Source organism: Shewanella aquimarina (genome assembly GCF_023349185.1).
Classification (GTDB): domain Bacteria; phylum Pseudomonadota; class Gammaproteobacteria; order Enterobacterales; family Shewanellaceae; genus Shewanella; species Shewanella aquimarina.
Map to the genome: position 1 here is coordinate 347,476 of NZ_JAKIKY010000001.1, position 26,239 is coordinate 373,714.

Consider the following 26,239-nt stretch of genomic DNA (forward strand, 5'->3'; position numbering starts at 1 on the left):
GAGGAATCCCTCCCCCAAGAGCACTTACAAGGCGTAACGCATTGAGAACTGTGCGTAGTTAGAATCGACGTTCTGGTCGTCCAGGGCGAAGTTACCCACTTCGATACCCACGGCCAGTGCCGGTGTCAGGTTTTGGAACAGGTTGACGCTCCACTGACTGCGATCCGCATCCGACTCGTCTGTCTCGATACGGCCATACAGGAAGGTGCTGCGCAGGGTATCTGTCCAGTAGTGACGGTAGGCCGCCAGATAAGAGGTGGTGGTTTCAACCTCTTCACCGATAAGATCTGGCGTCACCCCCAGGCCCACATAACGGCCCACTTCCCCCTGGTGGAACTGGAAGCGCAGATCGTCTTTACCGAAGGTGTTGATGCGACCGGCGATAGAGCCACCGAAGGCGGTTTCGCTGTTGCCGCCCAGGGTATTGAGCTGACGACCCAGGGCCGAGATGGAGACATTACCCCAGTCGCCCTTGAAGTTATAACGGGCTACTACGTCCGGCAGATCGTCGTTAGCGGTATCACCGCCGTGACTCTCAGGGTTCTCGATAGAGACCTGGAAGCCACCTATGTCGTAGCGGATCTGCCCCTGACGCACGAAAGCCAAACCGACTGTGGCACCGGCAAAGTCGGCGGTTTCCGGGATGGCGCTGGTGTTCATGAAGGTGGTCCAGGTCTGACCCACGGTTAAGTCTTTGTACTTGATGAAGGCATGACGCAGACGCGGATGGGCCGAGTTAGACACCACCTGGTTACCGCCACCGCCGAGGAAATCCATCTCGATGAAACCCATCACGTCGCCGTGAACATACTTGGTATTGAAACGAGACTCGTTGGCGAAGATACGGAACTGTGACGCGCTCTCTTCGAGCGGCGTGCCTGTGCCAATCCAGAAGTCGCGATAGCCGACATCGCCGTTAACATAACGGGCATCGACCTTGAGGTAGCCGCCAAACGACAGCTTGCCGTCGTCGCCGACATTAAAGTCATAGCCTGCCATGGCCGAACTGGCCATCAGGCCGAGTGAAGTTGCGATCGTGAGTTTTTTTATTGTTGATATCATCTTGATTATCCCCTTTTGTGGTTGCATTCAAGATGGAGAAATGCCTCCTTTGCCTCAATTGGGAATAGGTAGTAATGCAGCGGTAGTAGGCCAAAGGGCGCAATACGTGAGACTTAGACAGTAAGCACTAATACTTAAGTCGATGGCCGTAAATGCCGACTTTGGCCTTAACTGTGATATGTTGGCTTGAATAACAAAATAAAAGGAGTGAGCCGGGATGGCGAGATAAGCTCCTGAAAAGATAGGATAAGTGACAAATGTTCCCTAACTGGCTTTTGGTCGCCATCAGCATCAGCTACATAGGCCTGCTGTTTTTAATGGCGTTTCTGGGTGACAAGTACCGCGGCAAGTGGTTTGCCGGGCAGCACACCATCATCTACTCCCTGTCGCTGGGGGTCTACTGTACCTCCTGGGGCTTTCTCGGCACCGCCGGACAGGCCGCCAATAACTCCTTCGCCTACCTGCCAGTTTATATCGCGCCTATCCTGCTGTTTATCTTCGCCTGGCCCTTTATCCAGCGGGTGATCCGCGTCTGTCTCAAGCTCAACATCACCTCGATTGCCGATCTGCTGGCGGCCCGATTCGGTAAATCGCCCTTGCTGGCGGTGGTGGTCACCTTCGTCGCCCTGTTCGGCACCCTGCCCTACATCGCGCTGCAACAGAAGGCGATCGTCAACTCCTATGAGATCTTGAGGCAAGACCATCTGCTCTCCTCCTGGCAGCTGGGCCTGGTGGTGAGCCTGATCCTCGCCGGTTTCACCATAGTGTTTGGGGTGCGGGCCATCGACGTGACCGAGCGCCATCCGGGGATGATGCTGGCCATCGCCTTCGAGTCCCTGGTGAAACTCATCGCCTATCTCACCATAGGCATCTTCGTCTCCTTCTTCCTGTTCGACTCCCCCATGGAGATCTGGCAGAAGGCCACAGAGATCAAGCCGATTGCAACCGAGTTCACCTACCCCAACTTCATCTCGCTGTTTGGCCTGCTGATCATAGTGATGTCGGCGTTTCTCTGCCTCCCACGCCAGTTTCAGGTGTTGATCGTTGAGCTCAAATCACAAAAACATGTGCTCTGGAGCCGCTGGACCTTCCCCCTCTATGTGCTAGTGTTTGCCTTCTTCGCCACCCCGCTGGGTCAGGCGGGCAACATCCTCTATGGCGACTCGCTGCAGAGCGATGCCTATGTGCTGTTTCTGCCGGTATTCAGCGGCGATATCTGGCTGGGGCTGTTTAGTTTTCTCGGCGCCATCTCGGCGGCCAGCTCCATGGTGATCATCTCCACCATCGCCCTGAGTACCATGCTGAGTAACGAGATCGTCTTCCCCACGCTATTTAAGATCAACAACATACAGAGCAACGACTTCCACAAGTTCCGCTCGCACCTGCTTAATATCCGCAAGGCGTTGGTGCTTCTGGTGATCTTCTTGAGCTATGGCATGTTTCTCATCGCCCCGCCCGATACCCTGGCATCTTTAGGTGAGGTAGCCTTCGGCGCCATCGCCCAGATCGGCCCGGCCCTGTTTGCCGCCTTCCTCTGGCGTCGGGTCACGCTGATCGGCGTATTGGTGGGGATCTCCAGCGGCTTCGCCCTCTGGCTGGTGCTCAACCTGCTGCCACAGCTCGGCCTCTATGGCCATCCGTTTGCCGGTAGCGGCTACTCCATGACCACTATGGCGACCCTGGTTGGCCTGTTTGTCAACGTGATGGCTATCTGGCTGGTCTCCTCCTTCACCCGTCAGAGCGTGCATGAGCAGATGCAGATAGGCCACTTTATCGAGCGCCCCGAGCTGGATAAGGCGCTGCCCGAGGTGCCTAAACATGTGAACCCCACCGAGCTCGAACTCCTGGTGGCCCGCTTCATAGGCAAGGACAAGGCCGCCCAGGGCTTCTACTCCTTCTTCTCCTGTCAGCCTCAGCCGATTCAAGATAAGAACGCCCATAACCAGGCGCTGATCTTCTTTACCGAAAACATGCTCGCCAGCGTCATGGGGTCGGCCTCGGCGCGCCTGGTGCTCTCCTGCGCACTCCATGGACGCGACATCGCCATCGAGGATGTGGCCCAGCTGGTAGAGGAGGCCTCGAGCCACCGCAAGGAGTTCAGCCGCAGCGTGCTGCACAGCGCCATCGAGAACGCCAGCGAGGGGATATCTGTCATCGACAAAGATCTCAACCTGGTGGCCTGGAATCAGCAATATCTCAGCCTGTTTAACTACCCGGACGACCTCATCTACATCGGCTGCCCCGTGAGGCAGCTGATCGAATATAACCTCAAGTTCGGCAAGGGCTATATTCCCAACCTGGATGAGCAGGTGGAGCGGCGCCTCAACTTCCTGCGACAGGGCAGTCGCCACGCCACCGAGCGCATCCAGCCCGACGGCAAGACGATACGCATTCAGGGCAACCCCATCCCGGGCGGCGGCTTCGTGATGATTTTCTCCGACATCAGCATGTACCGCGAGGCGGAAAAGCTGCTGAAAGAGAAAAACTTAGACCTGGAAGCCAGGGTATTTGAGCGCACCAAGCGCCTGGAGCAGGCCAACCTGCAGCTGGCCAAGTCCAACGCCGAGCTGGCCGAAGCCCTACAGAAGGTAGAACAGGCGCACCAGAAGAAGAGCCAGTATCTGAAGGCCTGTAGCCATGATCTGCTACAGCCACTGTCGGCCGCGCGGCTGTTCTCCTCCGCCTTTGTCCAGGGGGGTCAGCTGTCGAACAAGCAGAAGCAGCAGATCGGCTATATCGACAACGCCCTGCAGGTGGCCAACGAGCTGCTGCTGGATCTCAACGAGGTGTCACGCATCGAGGGCGGTACGGTCGTGCCCGAGATCACCGAGTTTGCCCTGCAGGAGGTGCTCGACTCTCTGGTAGAAGAGTTCAGTGCCATGGCCAATACCACAGAGGCTGAATTTAAGTGTATCAAGACCAAGCTCTGGGTGCGCAGCGACAAGGTGCTGCTCAGACGCATCTTACAGAACCTCATCAGCAACGCGTTTCGCTATGCCGGTGGCGGTCGCATCCTGCTGGGCTGTCGCCGCCACGGCGATACCATCGCCATCCAGGTGGTGGATGATGGCCCGGGGATCCCGGATGACAAGCAGGCGGTGATCTTCGAGCAGTTTACCCGTTTGCAGCACTCGGGCCACGAAGGGGTCAACGGCCTGGGACTCGGGCTCAATATCGCCCAGGGCCTGGCGGAGCTGATGCAGCACAGGCTCACCCTGTCATCTAAGGTCAACCAAGGCAGTATCTTCAGCCTGAGCCTGAACGCCGTCACCCCGAAACTTGTCGAGGAACACGCCAGCCAGCCGGATATTCTCACCCTCAACGGCGTACATGTACTCTGTGTCGATGACGATCCGAACGTGCTGGCAGGCATGGAGGAGCTATTGAAGGGCTGGAAATGTCAGGTCTATACCGCTTCCTCGGCGCAGCAGGCCAAGGCCTGTGTCGGCCAATTTGCCAGTAAGATAGATATAGTACTGATGGACTATCAGCTGGAGAACAATCAAAACGGCCTGGATCTCATGGCCGAACTGCAGGCCATGTCCAGCCGCCCCATCCCGGCGATTCTGATCACCGCCACCATAGACGAAGAGGTGGTGCAGCGCACCAAAGAGTTGGGCTATGGCTATCTGCGCAAGATCATCAAACCCATCGCCCTGCGCGCCGTGATGAGTGCCACCCTGGCCAACAGCCTGCACAACAACTACTCGGCGCAGCCGAGCCCTCACTTTAATCTAGTAGACCCACTGACCGACTAACGAAAACGCCCCGCACCTGAAATCTACAGATGCGGGGCGCTTCTAGCTAGCTCAAACTGGGCCTATTGGTCCTGAACCTCTGCGGCTAAACCTCTGTGGCTAAACCTCTTCCACTTCGGCGGTCAGCGGCGTCTTATCCAGATAGAGCTGACTCATGGCGATCACCGCCTGGGTGCGTGTGTGTACCCCGAGCTTGAGGAAGATAGCACTGGCGTGGGCCTTGATAGTTGCCTCCGACAGGCCCAGTTCATAGGCGATCTGCTTGTTGAGCAGGCCATCGGCGAACATCATCAAGATCTTGTGCTGACGTGGAGACAGGCTGGCTATCTTGCTGCTCATGCTGTCCAACGTGACCGCGCTGAGATCCTCACAGCCCGGCGGCGTCCACTGGCGTCCTGCCATCACGGCATTGATCGCCTTGACCATCTGCTCGACCGGCGAGGACTTGGGAATAAAGCCCGCCGCACCGAAAGACATCGCCTTACCCACGGTGACTTTATCCTCCTGGCCGGAGATCACCACTATCCCGATATGGGGATAGCTATTACGAATATTGACGAGTGTGTTGAATCCATGTGCGTTAGGGATGTTCAGATCCAATAAAAGCAGGTCTGCATCCTGGTGCTGGGTTAAGATCTCATCCAGTGCCGTCACCGTCTCCGCCTCGAACAGCAAAGGCTGATCAAACTGGGTGGTTAGGGTGTTTACGAGTGCTTGTCTAAACAGTGGATGATCATCAGCTATTATTATTTTTAGTGGCTGTAACATTTTTGATCCCTCATATGTACTCATTTCCAGTCTACGCGAACCTTAGAGATTATCAAACAGGCCTAAAAGCCGTAGCCGAGGAAGCACTTGTCAGTTAACATTTACATTACAACTAGATAGCGGCATAAATTTGCTAAAGCCCATCCTCGGCAGTGGCGTCAATATAGACTTATTATCTAGGTCAGGGCGCTATTATTTGTGCTAGAGATGACGTATTGAGGAGATGTTCGGCGCTTAATGGTCCAATAACGGCCCATGGCTCGCACCGAAATGCCCCATGATTTGCCGAGAATCATCTATAGGCGCTGGCTTGAACATATCACACGGCTCACATATTCTAATCAATATCAGCCACGAAAATCATCGCCAAAGCGCTGGGCGAGACAGTACGCCTCGTCACTATTAGCAAGAAGCATAATAGCGCTTCAATACAATAAAAAGATCAATAATTTAAATCCTAACGCTCGACAACAGAAACCATTTAGAGGGAACGCAGTTGCCAGATAAGACAGCATTGGTATTAGGAGGCGGTGGTGCGCGCGCCGCTTACCAGGTCGGGGTACTCAAGGCGATAGTGCAGTTCTATCCCCGTAACCACGGCGTGCCCTTTAAGATCATCTGCGGCACCTCTGCTGGCGCCATCAACGGCACCTCGATTGCTACCCACGCCTCCTGTTTTCACCTCGGCGTACGTAAGCTAGAGTGGGTCTGGCGCCACTTTAACACCCATAAGGTCTACCGCTCCTCTTTCGGCGGCATCTTCTCTCACCTGGCACAGATGGCATTGATGGGACTACAGGATGTGAAGATCAACACAGAAGCCGGTAGCCTGTTCGACAACCAGCCCCTGAGAAATCTGCTGAACAACCTGATTAATTTCGAGCGGATCGATCGCAACATTGCCAATGGCGCCCTGCACGCCCTTAGCGTAGACACCTCCTGCTATAACTCGTCGCGCTCGGTGAGTTTCTTTCAGGCCGCCAAAGAAATTGAAGACTGGAACCGTGCCCGACGTGGCGGGCAGCGCACCCATCTGCATACCGAACACCTGCTGGCCAGCTCCGCCATCCCCCTGGTATTCCCCTCGGTGAAGCTCAATCGCGGCTATTACGGCGACGGCTCAGTGCATCAGCTGGCCCCCCTGAGTAGCCCGATCCATCTTGGGGCGGAGAAGATCATGGTGATCAACTTAGAGAGTCCCCACAAGCAGGTACATAAGGAGTTCGAACATCATCCCAAGACGGCAACCATAGCCGGTCACCTGCTCGATACCATCTTCTCCGACACCCTCAACAGCGATCTCGAGCGATTGCAGCGGATCAACGGCACCATAAACCTGATCCCCGAGGAGCGCCGCCATGAGGCGTCGCTCAAGAACATAGACACGCTGGTAATTAAGCCCAGCGAAGACCTTAGTCTGCTCGCCGCCCAGCACTATCATGAGATGCCCCTGGCGGTGAAGCTGCTGCTAAGGCTGATCGGCATCAACCAGCAATCGGACTCGAGTATCGTCTCCTACCTGCTGTTCGAGCAGTCATACTGTAGCGCGCTGATCAACTTAGGTTATCAAGATGCCATGTGTCAGATAGATGAGATCAAGGCCTTCTTCAAAATCCCCTAGACCAGATTAGCAAGGTGTTGCCCAGACTCATCAGCACTATCCGATGAACAGCCTGGGGTGTGCTGGGTGAGAATGACCTGACTGGCACATTCGGCCCACAGACGATAGCTGCTGGCGCTGGGGTGAAAGCCATCGCTGGCCAGGGCTTCACTCGTCAAGGGTAGCCTTAGCGGCAACAGCTGGCAGGCATTCTGGTCACGGCAAAACTGTTTTAAGGCCTGATTAAATAGCGCCTCTCTTCGCTGCAACACACCGGCCAGAGGCTGAGCAAAGCCGGGAAAGGCCCCCAGGGGTGGCAGTGGCGTCAGCAGCAGCCTGGCATCTGGCGAGTCCTGTAACAGTCCCTCGATAAGTGCGCGGGTCGCGCTCAGCCAGCGCTGTACGCCTATGGGCGAGAGTAGATCGTTGACCCCCAGGGAGATAAGAATGACGTCGACCCGAATCGGTTCTTGCCGGATAAGCCTTAGCGTCTGGGACGTCGTCATGCCCGACTTGGCCAGCAAGCGCCAATGCAGGCGAAAGTGGGGCTGCAACAGCGCCGTCAGCTGACCACTCAGGGCCTCATCCTGACGGGCTACGCCAACTCCGGCGGCGGCAGAATCGCCCAGAATTAGTAGCCTAAGCGGCGGTCCCTCCCCCAGCTCGCCGCAGCGTTCGCCTTCGGGCTCGGGCAACCTGGGCGTGCGCAACTTTACCCACAGGGCCTGCATCAGCAGCAGGGGAGAAAATACTAATAACAGGCTTGCTCTCATCATAGGCTTGCCATCGCTTTAACCCTGAAGCAGATAGTGCTCGGCCTTCTCGATGCGCCGCGGCTTACCCAGGATGATCAATATATCCCCCGGGCGGATCAGCCAATCCAGCTCGGGGCTTTCCACCTCGGCGCCGCTGCGGCGCACCGCCCTCAGCTCCACCCTCAGCTTCTCCCAGGGAATGGCAGAGAGTGGCTGCCCTACCACCTGCGCCCCCTTAGGCAGGGCGACGGCGTGCAGCAGCTCCAGGGTAAAGTCTGTCTCCTCGCCAGAGAAGAAACCATGCAGATATTGGTAGTGATTGCGCCGCTCATACTCGAGGCGCTTGAGGATGCGAGTCAGGGGCACGCCGCACTGATAGAGCACCTGAGACACCAGCATCAGGCTGCCCTCTAAGGTCTCGGGGATCACCTGACTGGCACCGGCTTCCTCTAATGCCTCCATCCCCTCATCGTCACGGGTTCTCACCAAGATCTTGGCCTCGGGCGCCAGCTGACGACACAGGGGCAAGACCTCATCGAGCACATGACTGCTGGTGAAGGTCAGCACGATCAACTTGGCCTGTTTAATCTGCGCCTGCTTGAGGATCGCCCGCTTGGCCACATCACCAAAATAGACAGGCTCGCCGGCCCGGCGCGCCTCGGTCACCCTGGTGGGGTCCCTGTCGAGCACCAGATAGGGGATCGCCTCCGTCTTCATGAAGCGTGCTATGGTCTGCCCTACCCGGCCATAGCCCAAGATCAGCACCAGGTCACTACTCTGCTCTGGGATCGGAATAGTTTCATTGCCCCCCTGCTTGATGGACTTGACCCCATGTAGGCGCCTGGCGATATCCACGCTGTGGCGCACCAACCAGGGGGCCACGGCCATGGAGAGTACCGCCACCATCACCAGCTTAGTGCTGACGGTGATCTCCAGCAGTTGATAGTTAACCGCCAGCGCCAGCACCACGAAGCTGAATTCCCCCACCTGCGCCAGGCTGATGGCTGTCGCCACCGAGGTACGAAACGACTCCTTGGCGGCCCTGAGTAGACCAAAGACGATCAATGCCTTGGCGATGATCACCGCCACCACCAACAGAATCACCTGCCACCAGAAGGTGATCACCAGGCTAAAGTCGAGCAGCATACCAATAGAGATGAAGAAGAGCCCCATCAGCAGATCCCTGAAGGGACGAATATCAGCCTCCAGCTGGCGTTTATATTGGCTCTCGCCAAGCAGCATACCGGCGATAAAGGCCCCCAGAGCCATGGAGAGGCCAAGCCACTGGGTCAAGGCGCCTGTCACCAAGGCCACGACCAGGGTTGAGAGGACAAATAGCTCGTTGGAGCGAGAGCGGGCCACCTCGTCAAATACCTTAGGTAGCGCCCACTTACCCACGGCCATCAGCGCGACAAAGGCCAGTACCCCTTCGCCCATGGCGAGCAGTATCTCATGCCAGCTGAGCATCTCACCATCAGAGGCCAGCAGCGGCATGAGAATCAGCAGGGGCACCACTGCCAGATCCTGAAACAGCAGCACACTGACCGACAGCTCCCCGTGACGCCGTCTGAGCCAGCCGCGCTCGTTGAGTAACTTCAAGACGATGGCGGTAGAGGAGAGGGCTATGGCCGAGCCCACCACGATAGACTCGCTCAGGTTAAGGCCCATCAACATGCTGATGCACATGGTTAAGACGGCAGTCACGAACACCTGGGCGCTACCCAGGCCAAACACTGTGCGACGCATAGCCCACAACCTGGGCAGAGAGAATTCGAGGCCGAGAGAGAACATCAAGAGCACCACCCCCAGCTCGGCCACCGAGTGGATCTGCTGCTGGGTGAACCAGTTGAACGCAGAGGGGCCACTGATCACCCCAGTGATCAGATAGGCCAAGATCGCCGGCAAGCCCACCCGCCTAAAGAGGGCGATCGCCACTATGGCCATCATCAACATCAAAAGGATCTTAACCAGTATACTGTGTTCCATTAACGCTCCATTCTACTTGCGCCGCCCTCAATTAAGCCTGCCCCAATTCGCCCCGTGGCGCGACCTCATAGTGTCAAGTTTATTGCCACAGTCAAAATACTGTCATCATCTAAGTTGCTGCTACCTCAGACTAACTCAATGACAAATATAAACAAAATCATCATTTAGTATTAGGCACGATTTTTGCTTTATATAATCTATCTCGGGTCCGTTACATTGTGGAGTAAAGATTATGGACTTTGCCTTAGCGACAGAATTTTCGTTTGACGAATATCGCTATCAGCCAGATCACCATCACAATACAGTCGGTGCGCCTAACCTGGTCACCGTCATGCAGCAGCTGCATGAGAGCCTAGATCCACGGACGGTATTTGCCTGCTACGGCAAACTCATGGGACAACACTTGCCTGTGCAGGGAATCACCCTGTGCTATAAAGAGTATCAGCTAAGCTGGGGCGGTGAGCAAGGTTTACTAATAAAACAAAACCTTAGCCATGATGGGGTGAGCATCAGCATCGCCTATCGTCTGTCGGCGCCGCTGATCAAGCCACAGACAGAGCTGCTGTACCAGTTGCAATCGCTGTTGTTGAGCCCTCTGGTAAACGCCATCGCCTACCAGCAGATGGCGAGACAGGCGATGCACGACTCACTCACCCAGCTTGGCAACCGCCGCTACTATGAGCAGAGTCTCAAACAGGTACTGGCCCGCGCTCAACGCCACGGCGACGCCATCACCCTGGTGGTGCTGGATCTCGATAACTTCAAGAGTCTCAATGATAAGTATGGTCACCTGGTCGGTGATGAGGTGCTGAGTCAATTCGGCCAGACGCTGAGTCAGGCGATTCGCGACAGCGATCAGGCCTTTCGCATCGGCGGGGACGAATTTGCCCTCCTTATCGAAGGCGATGCCCAGGCGGCAAGCGTGCTATGTGAACGTATCCTCGCCATGATGGAGCACGATACCCTGCTGAATAAGTTTCAGGTGCAGACCAGCATAGGCGTGGCTCAGTGGCAGCTAGGTAATGAAACCGAGACCCTGTATCTCAGGGCAGACAAGGCCCTCTATCAGGCCAAGGCGGCGGGACGTCGCTGCTACCGCGTCGACTAGCAAGCGACCTAAACTAACTTTGCTAAAATCGTGGCGAAAATTGTATCAAAAACTAGTCACGCGGCAGCAAAGGACGCCGCCATGTGAGTCCTATCCCGGCGTTAGGCGAGGCTAAACTGCCAGCCGCCCTCGCCCTCAGCCGCCAGATAACGTTTATCCACCCAGAGCCCGACTGCGGCCACTAAGTGTTCGCCTGCGAAAATCAGCGGGATCCGCCCGCGCTCCCAGGGCGGCACGGCAAACTCTTGCCACAGCTTCTTCAGCTCCCGCCCCTTGTCTCGCCCATGGGGGTGACAGCGCAGCGCGCCCGGGGCGCCAAAACGCAGCGTCACCTCATCACCTTCCAAAAGCAGCCGAGGCCCAGTCATGCCCCACTTAGCCACTAACTTGCTGTGGCTATCGAGGGGCCAGCTTAGCTCGCTCGCACCTTGGGATAGTGTGTCAAGGCTCAGGCCTGACAAGACTTGCTCGCACCTTGGCTCAACCTCGACAGGGTCCAGATAGAGGGATTGCTGAAAACGTCTCAGCACCATAGATTTGATACGAATCGCCACCTGCGCATCGGCCTTGGCCTCGAGCTGCGCCAGAATATCGGCAAGCTGCGCCGCCGAGGGCAAGGCGAAACCACTATGTTCGATAAAGCCCCGCAGTAGATGGGGGCGCCAGCGCTTGGGTTCTTGCGCCAGCAAGGTGAGATCCAGCACTGGCTGCCGACTATAGGGCACAGACATCAGCATGGCGGGTAAGCGAAGACTCACCTCCTCGTCGATAAGCGCCTGCTGCTCGGCGCACAGCTGGGCGCTGCGACTCGCCGTGGAGGCAAAGGCCGGCCAGCGCGCCGTGAGGGTCGGCAGCACTTCATTACGCAAAAAGTTACGGTCGAAGCGACTGTCCTGGTTACTCTCATCCTCGATATGCTCAAGCCCCAGTGCCTTAGCAAACGCCTCAATCTGGGCGCGGGAACAGGTCAGCAGCGGCCTGAGCAACAGATTCTCTGGGGTAAAGGCCTGCACCTCTCCCATGGCCGCCAACCCCTTGGGCCCAAGGCCGCGCTTGAGCGCCAGCAATAGGGTCTCGAGTTGATCGTCCTGATGATGGGCAGTAAGCAGAATATCGCCAGGGGCCAGCTCACTTAACAGCGCGTCGTATCTCGCCTCGCGAGCCGCCGCCTCCAAGCTGATGCGGGCGCCGCTGGCTACGGTCACCGATTTAACCGCTATAGGCAAACCATAGTCATGGGCGCGGCGCTCACAATGAGCCTGCCAGGCGCCAGCATTGCCGCTGAGGCCATGATGCACATGCACCAAAAGATATTGATACTCGGGATGCGCCTTGGCAAAACGGCTCAGCCCATAGGCAAGCACCTCTGAATCGACGCCGCCACTGTAAGCCAGCACTAACTTCATAGCTGGCTTAGTGCCGGGCTCAGGTGCGACACGCGCCAGCAACTGGGTCAGTGCCGCAGTCGGACAGAAGCTATCCTGCGCCATCTAGAAGAGGATCCTTACCTTGTCTGAGCCGGTCAGTGTCTCCAGCGCCAGCATCAGCTCGTCGGTCGGATTGACCCGCCACTCATCCCCCAGCCTGAACTGGGCCTTGGCGGTGGGCTGAGCATAGTTGATCACCAAAGGTACACTCCCCGCCTTCCAGGGCTCGACAGCTTGTTGGAACTGACTGAGCCAATCGGGATTGATGCTCTCGCCATCCAGATCGACCTCGACCGCGTGGGCGAAGTGACTGCGCGCCTCACCCATATCGATGATGTTGCGGGCCGTCATGCGATTGCCGCCGGAGAAGTCGTCGAAACTCACCTCTCCTTCGACGATCAGGATCCTGTCTTTCTCCAGCAGTTCGCCAAATTTCTCAAAAGCCTCGGTAAACAGCATCACCTCGAGGCGGGCACTCTTGTCATCCAGCGTCACCAGGCCCATCTTGGAGCCGCGTTTGGTCATCATCACACGGGTAGCCACCACCAGGCCTGCGGCCTTGGTGGTCTTGCCCCGCTCGGTAGGATGCACATCCTTGAGCCTGCCCGAGGTATAGTGCTTCAGCTCCTTGAGATACTGATTGATGGGGTGGCCGGTGAGATAGAGGCCCAAGGTCTCCCGCTCGCCTTCGAGCCACACCTTATCGGGCCAGGGCGTGCAGTGCACAAACTGCTGCTTGTTATCTTCCGGCTCGCTGTTGAGCAGGCCGAACATGTCGTGCTGGCCAATCGCCTCGGCCTTGGCGTGCTGATCCGCGGCGCGTATCGCCTCTGGCAGGGTCGCCATCATGGCGGCGCGGTGCGGCCCCAGGTTATCCAGGGCGCCGGCGCAGATCAGTTTTTCGATAACTCTTCGATTGAGCTTCTTGAGATCGACCCTGGCACAGAAGTCGAACAGATCCACGAATGGACCTTCTTCACGGGCCTTGAGGATCGATTCCACCGGCCCCTCACCCACGCCCTTGATGGCGCCGATGCCATAGACGATGTTGAGGTCGTCGTCCACGGTGAAACGGAACAGGCCCTTATTGACGTCCGGCGGCAGCAGCGGCAAGCCCATGCGCTCACACTCGTCCACCAGGGTGACGATCTTGTCTGTGTTGTCCATATCCGCCGACATCACCGCCGCCATAAACTGTGCCGGATAGTGGGTCTTGAGCCAGAGGGTCTGGTAGGACACCAGGGCGTAGGCGGCCGAGTGCGACTTGTTAAAGCCGTAACCGGCGAACTTCTCCACCAAGTCGAAGATCTTCATCGCCAGCTCGCCATCGACGCCGTTCTTCACCGCCCCCTCTTCGAAGATACTACGCTGCTTGGCCATCTCCTCGGGCTTCTTCTTACCCATAGCACGACGCAACATATCCGCGCCGCCCAGGGTGTAGCCAGCCAGTACCTGGGCGATCTGCATCACCTGCTCCTGGTAGAGAATGATGCCGTAGGTTGGCTCTAGGATCGGCTTGAGACTCTCGTGTTGCCACTGTTGATCCGGATAGGAAACCTCTTCACGACCGTGCTTACGCTCGATGAAGTTATCTACCATGCCCGACTGTAGCGGCCCGGGTCGGAACAGGGCCACCAGTGCGATCATATCTTCGAAACAGTCAGGCTGTAGTCGCTTAATCAGGTCTTTCATGCCGCGGGATTCCAGCTGGAATACGGCGGTGGTCTCATAGCGCTGTAGCAAACGGAAGGAGGCCGGATCATCCAGCTCGATCGCCTCGATACGCACCGGCTCTTTGCCCTGCTTCTCGAGGTGCGGATTGATCATCTGCAGCGCCCAGTCGATGATGGTCAGGGTCCTGAGACCCAGGAAGTCGAACTTCACCAGCCCCGCGGTTTCCACGTCGTTCTTATCGAACTGAGTAACAGGGTTGTGGCCCTCGGCATCACAATAGAGCGGCGCAAAGTCGGTGATCACAGTCGGGGCGATCACCACGCCCCCGGCGTGTTTACCCGCGTTACGGGTGACCCCTTCGAGCACCCGACACATGTCGATGAGATCTTTAACCTCTTCGTCGGCATCATAGGCCTCGGGCAGCGCCGGCTCGGCCTCGAACGCTTTGGCCAGTGTCATACCGGGCTCTGCCGGGATCATCTTAGAGATGCGGTCGACGAAGCCATAGGGGTGACCCAGCACACGGCCCACGTCACGCACCACGGCCTTGGCCGCCATGGTACCGAAGGTGATGATCTGTGACACGGCGTCGCGGCCATAGAGATCGGCCACGTGATCGATCACCTCGTCGCGTCTGTCCATACAGAAATCGACATCGAAGTCGGGCATGGAAACACGTTCTGGGTTAAGGAAACGTTCGAACAGCAGGTCGAATTCCAGCGGATCCAGGTCGGTGATCTTAAGGGCATAGGCCACCAGAGAACCCGCCCCCGAACCACGGCCAGGACCGATAGGGATGCCGTTGTCCTTACCCCACTGGATGAACTCCATCACGATGAGGAAGTAGCCGGGGAATCCCATGTTGTTAATTACGGTCAGTTCGACGTCGAGACGCTCGTCGTACTCGCCCCGGCGCTCGGCGCGCTCCGCCTCCTCTGGGAAGAGGAACTCGAGACGCTCCTCCAGGCCCTTCTTGGAAACCTCGACCAGGTAATCTTCGATGGAGAGGTCACCGGTGGGGAAATTCGGCAGGAAGTATTCACCGAGTCTCACCGTCACGTTACAGCGCTTGGCAATTTCGACACTGTTTTGCAGCGCCTCGGGGATATCGTCAAACAGCTCGCACATCTCATCCTGGCTGCGGAAATATTGCTGCTCGCTATAGCGGCGCGGCCGCCTTGGATCTGCCAGGGTGAAACCATCCGAGATGGCCACACGGATCTCGTGGGCCTCAAACTGCTCCGGCTGTATGAAGACCACCTGATTGGTGGCCACCACAGGTAGCTCTTTCTCACCCGCCAGCTCGACGGCCATATGCAGGTAACGCTCCTCGTCGGGGCGACCGGTGCGGATCAGCTCGAGATAATAACGGTCGGGGAAATGGGTCTGATAGAAAGCGACCAGGGAATCCACCTGACCGCAGTTACCCTTGAGCAGCGCCTTACCGACGTCGCCATCTTTGGCACCAGAGAGCAAAATCAGCCCTTCGCTGTAGCGCTCCAGCCAGGCCTGGTCGATCACAGCCCTGTCTTTTACATGGCCACGCAGATAGGCATCACTGATCAGCAGGGTGAGGTTCTTATAGCCCTCGTTGTTCATCGCCAGCACTGTGATAGAGCAAAACTCGTCCTCGAAGCCCGGCACAAGCATGAAGAAGTCACAACCGACGATGGGCTTGATCCCCGCGCCGTGGCAGCCGCCATAAAACTTCACCAGACCACAGAGGTTGGTGTTGTCGGTCAGGGCCAGCGCGGCCATCTGATCTTCACTCGCCTTGGCGAGAATGGGCTTGACCTTGGCCAGGCCATCAGACATGGAAAAATCACTGTGTACGCGCAGGTGCACGAAACGAGGTTCTGACATATGGAGGTTCTAATTTAGTTAGCTAGTTTTCTAATATTTATGCGACGAACTATTCCCGTAAAAGAGTCGCCTTGAAAAGTCACCTTTAAAGAGCAACCTTGAAAGAGTATCAGAGTCACACACAGGGCACCAGTGGCGCCCCGGCGCATCGACTCAACAGGCGTCGAGACGCTCCTTGACCGGCCTGAAGCTCTTGCGGTGCTCGGCCAGTACACCATGGGCCTCGAGCGCCTCAAAATGGGCCTTGGTGGGATAGCCCTTGTGCTTGGCAAAGCCATACTCTGGGTAACGCTCATCCAGGGCTTCCATCTCTCTATCGCGCACCACCTTGGCAACAATCGATGCGGCGCTGATGGCCGGGATCAGGCCGTCGCCCTTGATCACCGCGTGGCCCTCTAGGGTGGCGTCCTCGAAGGCGGGTACCCGATTGCCGTCGATAAGCACCCTATCGGGTCTGGCCCGCAACCCAGCCACGGCGCGCTGCATCGCCAGCATGGTGGCGTGCAAGATGTTGAGCTCGTCAATTTCGCTCGGCGAGCAGCGCCCGACGCTGACATCCAGCGCCTTGGCCAGGATCTCCTCGTAGAGGGCGTCGCGCTTCTTCTCCGACAGCTTCTTGGAATCATTGAGCCCTTCGATGGGAGTGTTAGGGTCCAGCACCACGGCTGCGGTGACCACATCGCCCACCAAGGGGCCGCGGCCCACCTCGTCGACACCGGCGTAGAAGCCACTACATAGCTCATCCACCTGCTGCGGGGTGATCTGCTTATAGATTGCCATTATTTTATCTCCCCTAGTTGGTCTCGATGAGTTCGATAACGGCCTGAGCAGCGCGCGCACTGGCGTCACACCTCAACTGCTGATGCAGGGCCATAAAGGTCGCCATCAAGGGCTTATGATCGCCATCAAGCTGGTTTGCGACGGCCTCGGCTATCTTCTCTGGCGTACAGTCGGCCTGAATCAACTCAGGAATGATCTCCTTACCCGCCAGCAAATTAGGCAGCGAATAGTGGGAGATCTGCATCATCCCCTTGGCGATGCGATAGGTAATAGGCGACACACGGTAGGCGACCACCATGGGACGCTTCACCAGCATGGCCTCCAGGGTCGCCGTGCCTGATGCGAGCAGAATAGCATCCGCCGCGGCCATCACGGTGCGAGACTGTCCCTCCACCAGATGAATGTCGAGATCCGGCGCATGGGTCTTAAGCGCCTGCTCAAACTGGGCGCGGCGCTTGGTATTGACCAGCGGGGTGACAAACTTAAGGTCCGGGTAGCGCTGACGCAATTTCACCGCCGCCTGCACGAAAGGCTCGGCCAGCTGCTTGAGCTCACCGCCGCGAGAGCCGGGTAAAATGGCTAGGTATTCATCATGAGGCGCTAATCCCAACTGCTCGCGGGCACTTACTTTATCGCTTTCCAGCGGAATATCGTCCGCCAGCGTATGACCGACAAAGGTGCAAGGCACATTGTGCTTGTCGTAAAAGGCCTTCTCGAAAGGCAGCAGCGACAGCACCATGTTAGTTGCCTTGGCGATCTTGAAGATCCGCTTAGGGCGCCAGGCCCAGACCGAAGGGCTGACATAGTGGACCGTCTTGATCCCTTGGGCCTTGAGTTTCAGCTCCAGGCCGATATTGAAATCGGGGGCATCGATACCGATGAAGCAATCGGGCTTTAGGGCGGTGATCTCGTCGATCAGCGTCCTGCGTACCTTGAGCAGGCGTGGCAGGCGCGACAACACCTCGACCAGCCCCATCACGGCCAGCTCTTCGAAAGAAAACAGGGATTCAAACCCCAGGGCATCCATCTGTGGGCCACCGATACCGACAAAGCGGGCATCCGGGTATTGCTGTTTCAAGGCCTTGATCAGGCCGGCGCCGAGAATGTCGCCTGACAACTCACCCGCCACCATGGCGAATACTTTTTGATTGCTCTGATTCATCTTCTGTTACTTGCTTATACCAATCCTAATAAATAACTGATCATGCTAGCTTGTTAAAATACTCGGTCACGGCATTATAATTTTTAATTTTATAACAACTACTTACCTAAAAACCATGCCTTTTCCCAAGCGTTTTCCAGCACTAATTCTGCTCACTTACCGTGATTGGTATTACTGAAAATAAAAAAGCCCGTGAATACGAGCTTTTCTTCGATAACCAATACCGATTAATACCGATTAACGCGACCGATTAACCCAACCGATTAATGCAACCGATTAGCGAATAATGCCTCGGCTTGAGTTGACCACAAAGTCCATCATCAGCTTAACCTGCTCATCCTGGGCATCCTCACCCAAGGCGGCAACCGCCTCTTCTACGGTAAAGCCCTTACGATACAAGGTCTTGTAGGCACGGCGTACCGCTAACTGGCTCTCCTTGGAGAAGCCACGGCGTTTCATGCCTTCGCTGTTCAGTCCCCTTGGGATGGCTGGCTGACCCGATGCCATCACGAAGGGTGGGACATCTTGCAGGATCAACGAATAACCAGCAGTAAAGGCGTGGGCACCGATATGAACAAACTGGTGCACGCCTGTCATGCCGCCTAAAATCGCCCAGTCGCCCACATGGACGTGACCTGCGATAGAGGCGTTGTTGGCCATGATCACGTTATTACCCACCACACAGTCGTGGGCGATATGCACATAGGCCATAAACAGGTTGTTGGAGCCGATACGGGTCTCGCTGTTATCCTGCACCGTGCCGCGATGTATGGTGACAGACTCACGGATCACATTGTTGTCGCCGATAATGAGTCGGGTTGGCTCGCCAGCATATTTCTTATCCTGGCAATCTTCCCCTACAGAGGCGAACTGGAAAATACGGTTACCCTTACCGATAACCGTAGGGCCCTTGACCACCACGTGAGAGCTGAGATGACAATCGTCGCCGATCTCGACATCTGGGCCGATGTAGGTCCACGGGCCTATGGTAACATTGTTACCGATTTTGGCATCTGGGTGTACAAATGCTAACTTATCAATCACTTGGAAATCTCTCTGCGGGCACACATGATCTCTGCCGAACAAACTAGTTCGCCATCAACCTTAGCTTCACCTGTGAAGACGCCAATCCCGCGGCGTTCTTTAATCATCTTAACTTCGAAATGAAGTTGGTCACCTGGCTCGACCACACGCTTGAAGCGGGCATTATCGATACCGGCGAAATAGTATAAGGCATCGCTAGATGGCTCATCGCTCATGGTTTTAAACGCTAACAGACCGGTTGCCTGGGCCATGGCCTCGAGGATCAATACGCCTGGCATAACCGGCGCCACAGGGAAGTGTCCCTGGAAGAATGGCTCGTTGATGGTGACATTCTTGATCGCGTGCAGTGTTTCACCTGGCGTAAAGTCGAGGACTCTATCGATCAATAAAAACGGATACCTGTGAGGTAGAAACTTTAGGATCTCTTTGATATCCATCGTATTTAATTGATTTGACACTCAATAACTTCCTTAGCTGCCCTCGGGCAGTTAATCATCTGAATTAACGTTTTTTTCAAGCTGTTTCACGCGCTGGAATAACTCATCAAGTTGTCTGAATCTGACGGTATTACGTCGCCACAACTTGTTTTCCATCGCAATGGTCGCAGAAGAGTATACACCAGGCTCGCGAATAACACTCGTCACATTAGTGCCACCCGAGACATGGGTACCGTCGGCAATCGACAGATGCCCTGCTACGGCGCTGTTGCCGCCAATGATACAGTATTTACCTATGTTACAGCTGCCGGCAAAGGTCGAACTGCCTGCCAGCGCTGTGTTTTCACCCACTATAACGTTGTGGGCTATCTGCACCTGGTTGTCGATGATCACGCCATCGTGGATCTCTGTATGATCCAGCGCGCCGCGGTCGATACTGGTACAGGCGCCGATCTCGACACGATTGCCGATACGCACCCCACCGGTTTGTGGGATCTTGATCCACTGACCACGCTCGTTGGCATAACCAAAGCCATCAGAGCCGATCGCTGTGCCCGAATGGACGATACAATCTGTGCCCAGATGCACATCGTGATAAATCGTCACATTGGCCCAGAGTATGGTATTTGAACCTATGATGACATCCTGGCCTAGCACACAGCCGGGACCTATCTGCACATTCTCACCTAAGATGACGTTGGCGCCGATCACCGCATTGGCACCTATGGCGACACCTTCACCCAACTGGGCACTAGGGTCAATAACCGCACTAGGGTGAATGGCCTCGGCGGCCTTAGGCGTGGTGTCGAGCAGCTGGGCCACTCTTGCGAATCCCACATAGGGGTCGGCTAACACTATGGCATTGCCGTTGTAATGCTCCGCCATCTTGGGCGAGAGCAACACGGCAGAGGCTGCCGTGCCTTCTAGCTGACTCTGGTATTTGGTATTTGCCAGAAAGGAGATCTCCCCCGCCTGAGCCTTCTCCAGCGTGGCGACACGGTGAATGGTCACCGTCTCGTCACCCTTGACCTCGGCATTTAGATGGGCGGCGATCTCACTTAGGGTATAACTTGTCATCAATGCTTAGCCTTTGCTCAGAGCTTCAACCACTTTGCTGCTGATGTCTGATGTCGGCTTCACGTAGATCACGGCGCCGCGCTGTAGCACTACGTCATATTGCTCTTTCTCGGCGATGGCGCTGATGGCTTTTTGAACCTTAACCAATAGCTTGTTTTGCTCTTCACCGTTACGACGACGCATATCTTCGTCTAGCGCCTTACCCTTAAGCTGTAGCTCAGCCTTGAGAGACTCCATCTTACGCAGCATCTCAGTCTTCTGAGTTTCGCTCATCAGCGCCGCATCGCGTTGCTGCTTCTCTAGCATGCCGCGAAGCTCGTCCTGCATCTTCTGCACGCCAGCCACACGATCACCGAACTCGGTTTTCAGTGTCTTGCTGACTTCTTCGCGCTGTGGTAGCTGCTCAAATACCGCCTGCATATCGACTACGGCAATTTTTTCAGCTTGTGCCGCAATAGGCGCACCCAACAAAACCAACACCATCATTGCGCGATTAAACATCTTATTCAAAATAAACTCCTTATAATCAGCAAAACTTGCCGATGACTTTTTATTTAAATTAGTTCTACTTTAGAAAGTTTTACCAATGTTGAACGAGAAGATCTCTGTGTCATCATCTTCATATTTTTTGATTGGCCATGCAAGACTAAATACCATAGGTCCCATGGGCGACAACCATTGCACGCTCATCCCCGCCGAGGCGCGGATGCGCCCTGGGTCTGAATAGTCCGACAGCTTGTCAAACTGCTCAGCCGGCAGGAAGCGATAGGCGTCATAATCGAACTCGGTATCCCAGACGTTACCCGCATCGACGAAGAAGCTGGTACGAACCGAGTTGGTGTAGGCCTCATCCAAGAATGGGGTTGGCACTATCATCTCGACACTCGCCGTGGCAATGGCATTACCACCGATAGAGCGACCATCACTTACCGTGACACGGTTAGGATCGCCAGGCAAGGTACAGGTATCACCGGCAGGATCCGGCGAGCAAGGCTCGCTGCCACGGTACAGGTAGAATGAACGTGGACCGACAGAGTTAGACTTGAAGCCACGCAGTGAGCTGCTACCACCCGAGTAGTAGTTCTCCCAGAAAGGTAGGATCTGGTCATTGTCGTTAAACTGGCCATAACCGTTACCATAACCCAGGCGCGCCTTAGTCAGGAGCACGAAGCTGTGACTACGGTTGATTGGCCAGTAGAAGCTGGTATCGAAATCAGTCTTAAAGTACTGCAGATCCGAGCCCGGTACCGTCATCTTACCGCTCAGGCGCTGTGATGAGCCGTCAGTTGGGAAGGTACCGCGGTTAAGCGTGCTGCGGTACCAGCCAAGGGTCAGCTCGAAGTTGTCGAACGACAGGTCGGCGTTAGGATCGTTGGCATCACGGTAGATGTTGTAGAAACGCAGGGCCTGCTCGTAGGCCGAGATCTCCGAGATACTGTTGTGACGATAACCGATACCACCGTTGATACGGTTGTATTCGTTGATCGGGAAGCCAGAATTCAGCGCAATACCGTAAGAGCTGTTCTTATAGCGCTCAAGGTTCGCTTCCTGAGCGTCAAACTCGTTCCAGTAGATGCTACCACCCAGGCTCACCCCATCTTTAGTGAAGTATGGATCTGTGTAGTTGATGTTGACGTTCTTGGAATACTTGTTGGTATTGAGGTTGATCCCCGCCTGGTTACCCGTACCGAGGAAGTTACTCTGCTGCACACCAAACTGCAGGCTCAGTCCCGACTCGGTACCATAACCCACACCCGCGTTGAACGAGCCAGATGGCTGCTCCTTCACGGTAAAGTCAACATCCACTAGGTCATCAGTGCCCGGTACCTGAACTGTCTGGGTATCGACGGTTTCGAAGTAACCCAAACGATTCAGACGCGCTTTAGACTGTTCGACCTGAGCCGAGTTCAGCCAGGCACCTTCCATCTGACGTAGCTCGCGGCGCATCACCTCGTCTTTAGTCACCTGGTTACCGGTAAAGTTAATGCTACGCACATAGACACGCTTACCCGGCTTGATGTTAACGTTGAGGGCGACCTCTTTGGTCTCATCATCAATCTCAGGATAGGTCTTCACCTCAGGATAGGCGTAACCGAAGCGGCCCAGATACTTGCCGTACATCTCTTCGGTAAAGGTCACATCCGCGCCGTTATAGGTATCACCAACCTTGATTGGCAAGATCTTCTCCATCACCTCTTCGCGCCCCATGAGGTCGCCAGTCAGGTTAACTTCCTTAACCTTGTACTGCTCACCCTCATCGACGTTAATGGTGATATAGAGACCCTTACGGTCAGGCGTCATCGCCACCTGAGTCGAGGTTACCTCGAAACGGATATAACCACGGTTATGATAGAAGGTCTTGATGGTCTCAAGGTCGGCCTGCAGCTTCTGCTTCTGATAGCGACGCTCGCCAAAGAGATCCCACCAGGCCACATAGTCTTTCAGCTCCAGCATGCCGATAAGCTCTGCATCGCTAAAGACAGTGTTACCCACCACGTTGATCTGGCGAATCTCTGCCGCCAAACCTTCGGTAAACTTAAACTTCAACTCGACACGGTTACGTGGCAGGTTGATCACCTGCGCTTCCACCTTGGCGCCATATTTACCTACGCCGTAGTAGAAGTCCTGCAGACTCTTCTCGATGCCGCTAAGCATGGTGCGGTCGAGTGACTCACCCGACTTGACGCCACTGCCGTCGAGACTCTCTTGCAGCTGCTCGTCCTTAATGTCTTTGTTACCTTCGAAGGTCACTACGCTGATGGTAGGTCTCTCTTTGACCGTCACCACCAAGACACTGCCGTCGCGACTCACCTCGATATGCTCGAAGTTGGTCGAGGAGTACAGGCTCTTGATCGCCTGCTGCAGACGCATCTCGTCAACCGTATCCCCTACCTTGATGGGAATATTCAACAAGGCGGCACCCAGCGCGACACGCTGTAATCCTTTAACCTGGATGTCGGTCACTTCAAAAGGCTGGAATGTATCGGCCCAACCCTTCCCTGATAAAGACGCACCGACTAATAACATCGAGGCAAAAATTTTATTCAATCTCATAGAGCGCTTCTAATTATGTGTCTGTCCTTGCTCAGAGTCGGGAAAAATCATTGAAAAGGGCGATACTCATCAACATTAGCAGCAAGGCTGCCCCAAATCTGAATCCAATTTCCTGCACCTTTTCCGGTACAGGCCTGCCTGTGATCACTTCGATGAAGTAATATAACAGATGCCCGCCATCAAGCACGGGTAAAGGCAATAAATTAATAATGCCTAAATTCACGCTGATTAATGCCAGGAATCCCAAAAAGTAAACTAATCCGTAATTGGCGCTGCTTCCCGCGCCCTGAGCGATGGAGATAGGACCGCTCAAATTCTTCACCGACACGTCACCGGTAAATAACTTGCCGATCATCTTAATGCTGACCGATACAAGTTGCCATGTTTTATCCGCAGCGACCCAGAGGGACTCGCCGACGCCATATTCGAGCTGCAGGCGCATCTCTTCGGGCCAAGGTGCCTGGGTCGGCGCCACGCCAATCACCCCCTCGACCTTACCACCATCAATGGTACGAGCCTTAGGAGTAACATCAAATTTAAGCTGTTCGCCGTCGCGTCTGATGGTCACGGTAAGCCGCTTGTCGGCAGCGGCCTTGACCTTAGTGACAAACTGATCCCAGTCGCTATAGGCACGGCCGTCGACGGCAACCAAGGTATCGCCGACCCTCAGACCCGCAGCGTAGGCCGCGCCATCTTCGTCGACAAATCCCAGCGTAGGGGTAATGGCGGGTCTATAGGGGTTAAGGCCTAAAGAAGTAATAGGCGACTCTGTCTCTGGGTTAAACTTCCAGTTGCGAGTGTCGAGCTTATAGGTACGCTCCTCGCCCATCACGCCAGATAAGGGCGCCAAGGTCACATCGATGGCTTCATCGCCGATATGGCCCACCAGGGCATAGGTCACCTCTTCCCAGTTGCGCACACTGCTATCGCCAACGGCGATCACCTGCATCGGCTTGTTGACCTTAACCACAGCCGCGGGGGAATCAGCCTGGGTCGATTCGATCACCGGCTTTATCGAGGGCACACCTATGAGGTACATGATGTACAGGGCAAAGATGGCAAAGACGAAGTTCGCCATAGGGCCGGCACCGACGATGGCGATGCGCTGCCAGACTGATTTGCGGTTAAAGGCCTGTGGCTTTAGCTCATCGGCAACGGTATCGACGCGCTCATCGAGCATCTTGACATAGCCACCCAAGGGGATCATGGCCACCACGTATTCGGTACCATCGGCACCGATTTTGCGCCAGATAGCCTTACCAAAACCGATAGAGAAACGCTCAACTTTCACGCCACAGCGTCTGGCCACCCAAAAGTGACCATATTCATGGGCCGTGATCAGAATCCCAAGGGCAATGATGAATGAGCCCAAGTTCCACAAAAAGTCTAGCATTCCTCTCCTTATCTCTGCTTCTGTTGGCGCGAGCCTGAAAACCTAATTGGCGCGCCTTAAAGCTTATTTGGCATGAGCCTTAAAACTTATTTGGCGTGAGCCTTAAAGCTTGGCGACTCGTTCCTGCGCCGCACACCGTGCCAGGCTGTCCAGCGCCAAAATATCTTCTATGGTGTCTAAGCTACGCTGCTCGACATGGCTTAGGCAATACTCGTTTACCCGGGCGATATCGGTGAAACGTATCTTGCTGGCCAGGAAGGCCTCTACCGACACCTCGTTGGCCGCGTTCAGTACCGTTGTGGCTTCCTGCCCCTGCTCGCAGGCATCTATCGCCAGCTTCAAACAGGGAAAGCGGTTGAAGTCAGGCTTAAGAAAGCTTAACTGTCCGACTTTGAAAAAATCTAAAGGTTCAACGCCCGCCGAAATTCTTTGCGGATAGGCCATGCAGTGAGCGATAGGGGTGCGCATGTCAGGGTTGCCCATCTGGGCCAGCACGCTGCCATCCTTATACTGCACCATAGAGTGAATCACGCTCTGGGGATGCACCACCACCTTGAGTTGGTCTTTGGTGGCGTTAAACAGCCAGCGGGCCTCGATATACTCGAGCCCCTTGTTCATCATACTGGCAGAGTCGACCGAGATCTTGCGGCCCATCGACCAGTTAGGATGTTTGCACGCCTGATCTGGCGTCATCTGACTCAGGCTGTCGAGATCCGAGCTGAGAAATGGTCCGCCGGAGCCTGTCAGCAGAATATGTGAGATACCCGCACCGGCCAGATCACAGGCGCCAATGGCCTGCTGAGCAGGCTCAGGCAGACACTGGAAGATGGCGTTATGCTCGCTGTCCACAGGTAACACCTTGGCGTTTGAGCCCTGCATCGCATCGATAAACAGGCGACCCGACATCACCAATGATTCTTTGTTGGCCAGCAGCACCCTTTTACCGGCCTTAACCGCCGCCAGTGTCGCCGGCAAGCCCGCCGCGCCGACGATGGCTGCCATGACGCAGTCGACCTCGGGGAGCGCGACGATAGCCGCCAGCTCATCTTCACCCGAAGAGACGGCAATCGCCATATGCGGCGGCAAGCGACGCTGCAACTCGGCCGCCGCCTGTGGGTCGACCATGTGGGCGATCGATGGATTGTGCTTGATACACAAGTCCAGCATCTTATCGACGCTCTTATGGGCAACCAGGGCAAATGCCTTGTAGGCCTCAGGATTTTGCTCGATAACGCTCAGGGTACTGGCACCGATAGAACCTGTGGCGCCCAGAATCACCATTTTCTGCATG

18 protein-coding genes are annotated in these 26,239 nt (G+C 55.7%); 3 read left to right on the forward strand and 15 right to left on the reverse strand.

Annotated elements, in window-relative coordinates:
• Positions 1–24: 24 nt before the first annotated feature.
• A complete protein-coding gene (locus L2731_RS01420; RefSeq protein WP_249251539.1) occupies positions 25–1,062 on the reverse strand; it encodes a DcaP family trimeric outer membrane transporter in 1,038 nt (345 codons plus the stop codon).
• 257 nt (positions 1,063–1,319) lie between these two features.
• Between L2731_RS01420 and L2731_RS01425 the strand changes: the two genes are divergently transcribed.
• Positions 1,320–4,820, forward strand: coding sequence for a hybrid sensor histidine kinase/response regulator (locus L2731_RS01425; RefSeq protein WP_249251540.1), 3,501 nt, complete (start codon positions 1,320–1,322; stop codon positions 4,818–4,820).
• Positions 4,821–4,919: 99 nt separating this feature from the next.
• On the opposite strand, the gene L2731_RS01430 is transcribed toward L2731_RS01425, so the two are convergent.
• Positions 4,920–5,588: a response regulator transcription factor gene (locus tag L2731_RS01430; protein ID WP_041509294.1), complete on the reverse strand. Its 669-nt coding sequence runs from the start codon at positions 5,586–5,588 to the stop codon at positions 4,920–4,922.
• Positions 5,589–6,084: 496 nt separating this feature from the next.
• On the opposite strand from L2731_RS01430, the gene L2731_RS01435 reads away from it, so the two are divergent.
• Positions 6,085–7,209 carry a patatin-like phospholipase family protein gene (locus L2731_RS01435; RefSeq protein ID WP_239851538.1) on the forward strand — a complete coding sequence of 375 codons (1,125 nt, stop codon included), beginning with the start codon at positions 6,085–6,087 and terminating at the stop codon, positions 7,207–7,209.
• Here the strand turns inward: L2731_RS01435 and L2731_RS01440 are convergent.
• Entirely contained in the window at positions 7,206–7,964 is a 759-nt protein-coding gene (locus L2731_RS01440; protein WP_249251541.1) for an SGNH/GDSL hydrolase family protein, read from the reverse strand. The two genes, L2731_RS01435 and L2731_RS01440, sit on opposite strands and share 4 nt — an antisense overlap.
• 15 nt (positions 7,965–7,979) lie before the next feature.
• Entirely contained in the window at positions 7,980–9,929 is a 1,950-nt protein-coding gene (locus tag L2731_RS01445; protein ID WP_239851541.1) for a monovalent cation:proton antiporter family protein, read from the reverse strand.
• A 232-nt stretch (positions 9,930–10,161) separates the two neighbouring features.
• On the opposite strand from L2731_RS01445, the gene dgcS reads away from it, so the two are divergent.
• On the forward strand, positions 10,162–11,037 hold the full coding sequence (gene dgcS, locus L2731_RS01450; RefSeq protein WP_239851544.1) for a diguanylate cyclase DgcS: 876 nt from the start codon (positions 10,162–10,164) through the stop codon (positions 11,035–11,037).
• A 101-nt stretch (positions 11,038–11,138) separates the two neighbouring features.
• Here the strand turns inward: dgcS and tilS are convergent, their stop codons facing one another.
• The 11 genes from tilS to ispC all read right to left on the reverse strand — a co-directional run bounded on the left by tilS (position 11,139) and on the right by ispC (position 26,238).
• Positions 11,139–12,527, reverse strand: a complete 1,389-nt coding sequence (gene tilS, locus L2731_RS01455; protein WP_249251543.1) for a tRNA lysidine(34) synthetase TilS — start codon at positions 12,525–12,527, stop codon at positions 11,139–11,141.
• Positions 12,528–16,001 (reverse strand): DNA polymerase III subunit alpha, encoded by a 3,474-nt coding sequence (gene dnaE, locus L2731_RS01460; protein WP_249251544.1) that lies wholly within the window; start codon positions 15,999–16,001, stop codon positions 12,528–12,530. It lies immediately after the preceding gene.
• Between the two features lie 153 nt (positions 16,002–16,154).
• Positions 16,155–16,781 carry a ribonuclease HII gene (gene rnhB / locus L2731_RS01465; RefSeq protein ID WP_249251545.1) on the reverse strand — a complete coding sequence of 209 codons (627 nt, stop codon included), beginning with the start codon at positions 16,779–16,781 and terminating at the stop codon, positions 16,155–16,157.
• Positions 16,782–16,794: 13 nt separating this feature from the next.
• Complete coding sequence (gene lpxB, locus L2731_RS01470; protein WP_249251546.1) at positions 16,795–17,943, reverse strand: lipid-A-disaccharide synthase; 1,149 nt, start codon at positions 17,941–17,943, stop codon at positions 16,795–16,797.
• Between the two features lie 276 nt (positions 17,944–18,219).
• Positions 18,220–18,987, reverse strand: coding sequence for an acyl-ACP--UDP-N-acetylglucosamine O-acyltransferase (gene lpxA / locus L2731_RS01475; protein WP_249251547.1), 768 nt, complete (start codon positions 18,985–18,987; stop codon positions 18,220–18,222).
• Entirely contained in the window at positions 18,984–19,445 is a 462-nt protein-coding gene (gene fabZ / locus L2731_RS01480; RefSeq protein WP_041509285.1) for a 3-hydroxyacyl-ACP dehydratase FabZ, read from the reverse strand. The genes lpxA and fabZ overlap by 4 nt, the downstream gene beginning before the upstream one ends.
• Before the next feature lie 30 nt (positions 19,446–19,475).
• Positions 19,476–20,501 carry a UDP-3-O-(3-hydroxymyristoyl)glucosamine N-acyltransferase gene (gene lpxD, locus L2731_RS01485; protein ID WP_249251548.1) on the reverse strand — a complete coding sequence of 342 codons (1,026 nt, stop codon included), beginning with the start codon at positions 20,499–20,501 and terminating at the stop codon, positions 19,476–19,478.
• A 6-nt stretch (positions 20,502–20,507) separates the two neighbouring features.
• On the reverse strand, positions 20,508–21,002 hold the full coding sequence (locus L2731_RS01490; RefSeq protein WP_041509543.1) for an OmpH/Skp family outer membrane protein: 495 nt from the start codon (positions 21,000–21,002) through the stop codon (positions 20,508–20,510).
• Between the two features lie 69 nt (positions 21,003–21,071).
• Positions 21,072–23,555, reverse strand: a complete 2,484-nt coding sequence (gene bamA, locus L2731_RS01495; RefSeq protein ID WP_041509283.1) for an outer membrane protein assembly factor BamA — start codon at positions 23,553–23,555, stop codon at positions 21,072–21,074.
• A 31-nt stretch (positions 23,556–23,586) separates the two neighbouring features.
• Positions 23,587–24,948, reverse strand: coding sequence for a sigma E protease regulator RseP (gene rseP, locus L2731_RS01500; RefSeq protein WP_249251549.1), 1,362 nt, complete (start codon positions 24,946–24,948; stop codon positions 23,587–23,589).
• 102 nt (positions 24,949–25,050) lie between these two features.
• Positions 25,051–26,238, reverse strand: a complete 1,188-nt coding sequence (gene ispC, locus L2731_RS01505; protein ID WP_249251550.1) for a 1-deoxy-D-xylulose-5-phosphate reductoisomerase — start codon at positions 26,236–26,238, stop codon at positions 25,051–25,053.
• Position 26,239: the final 1 nt, after the last annotated feature.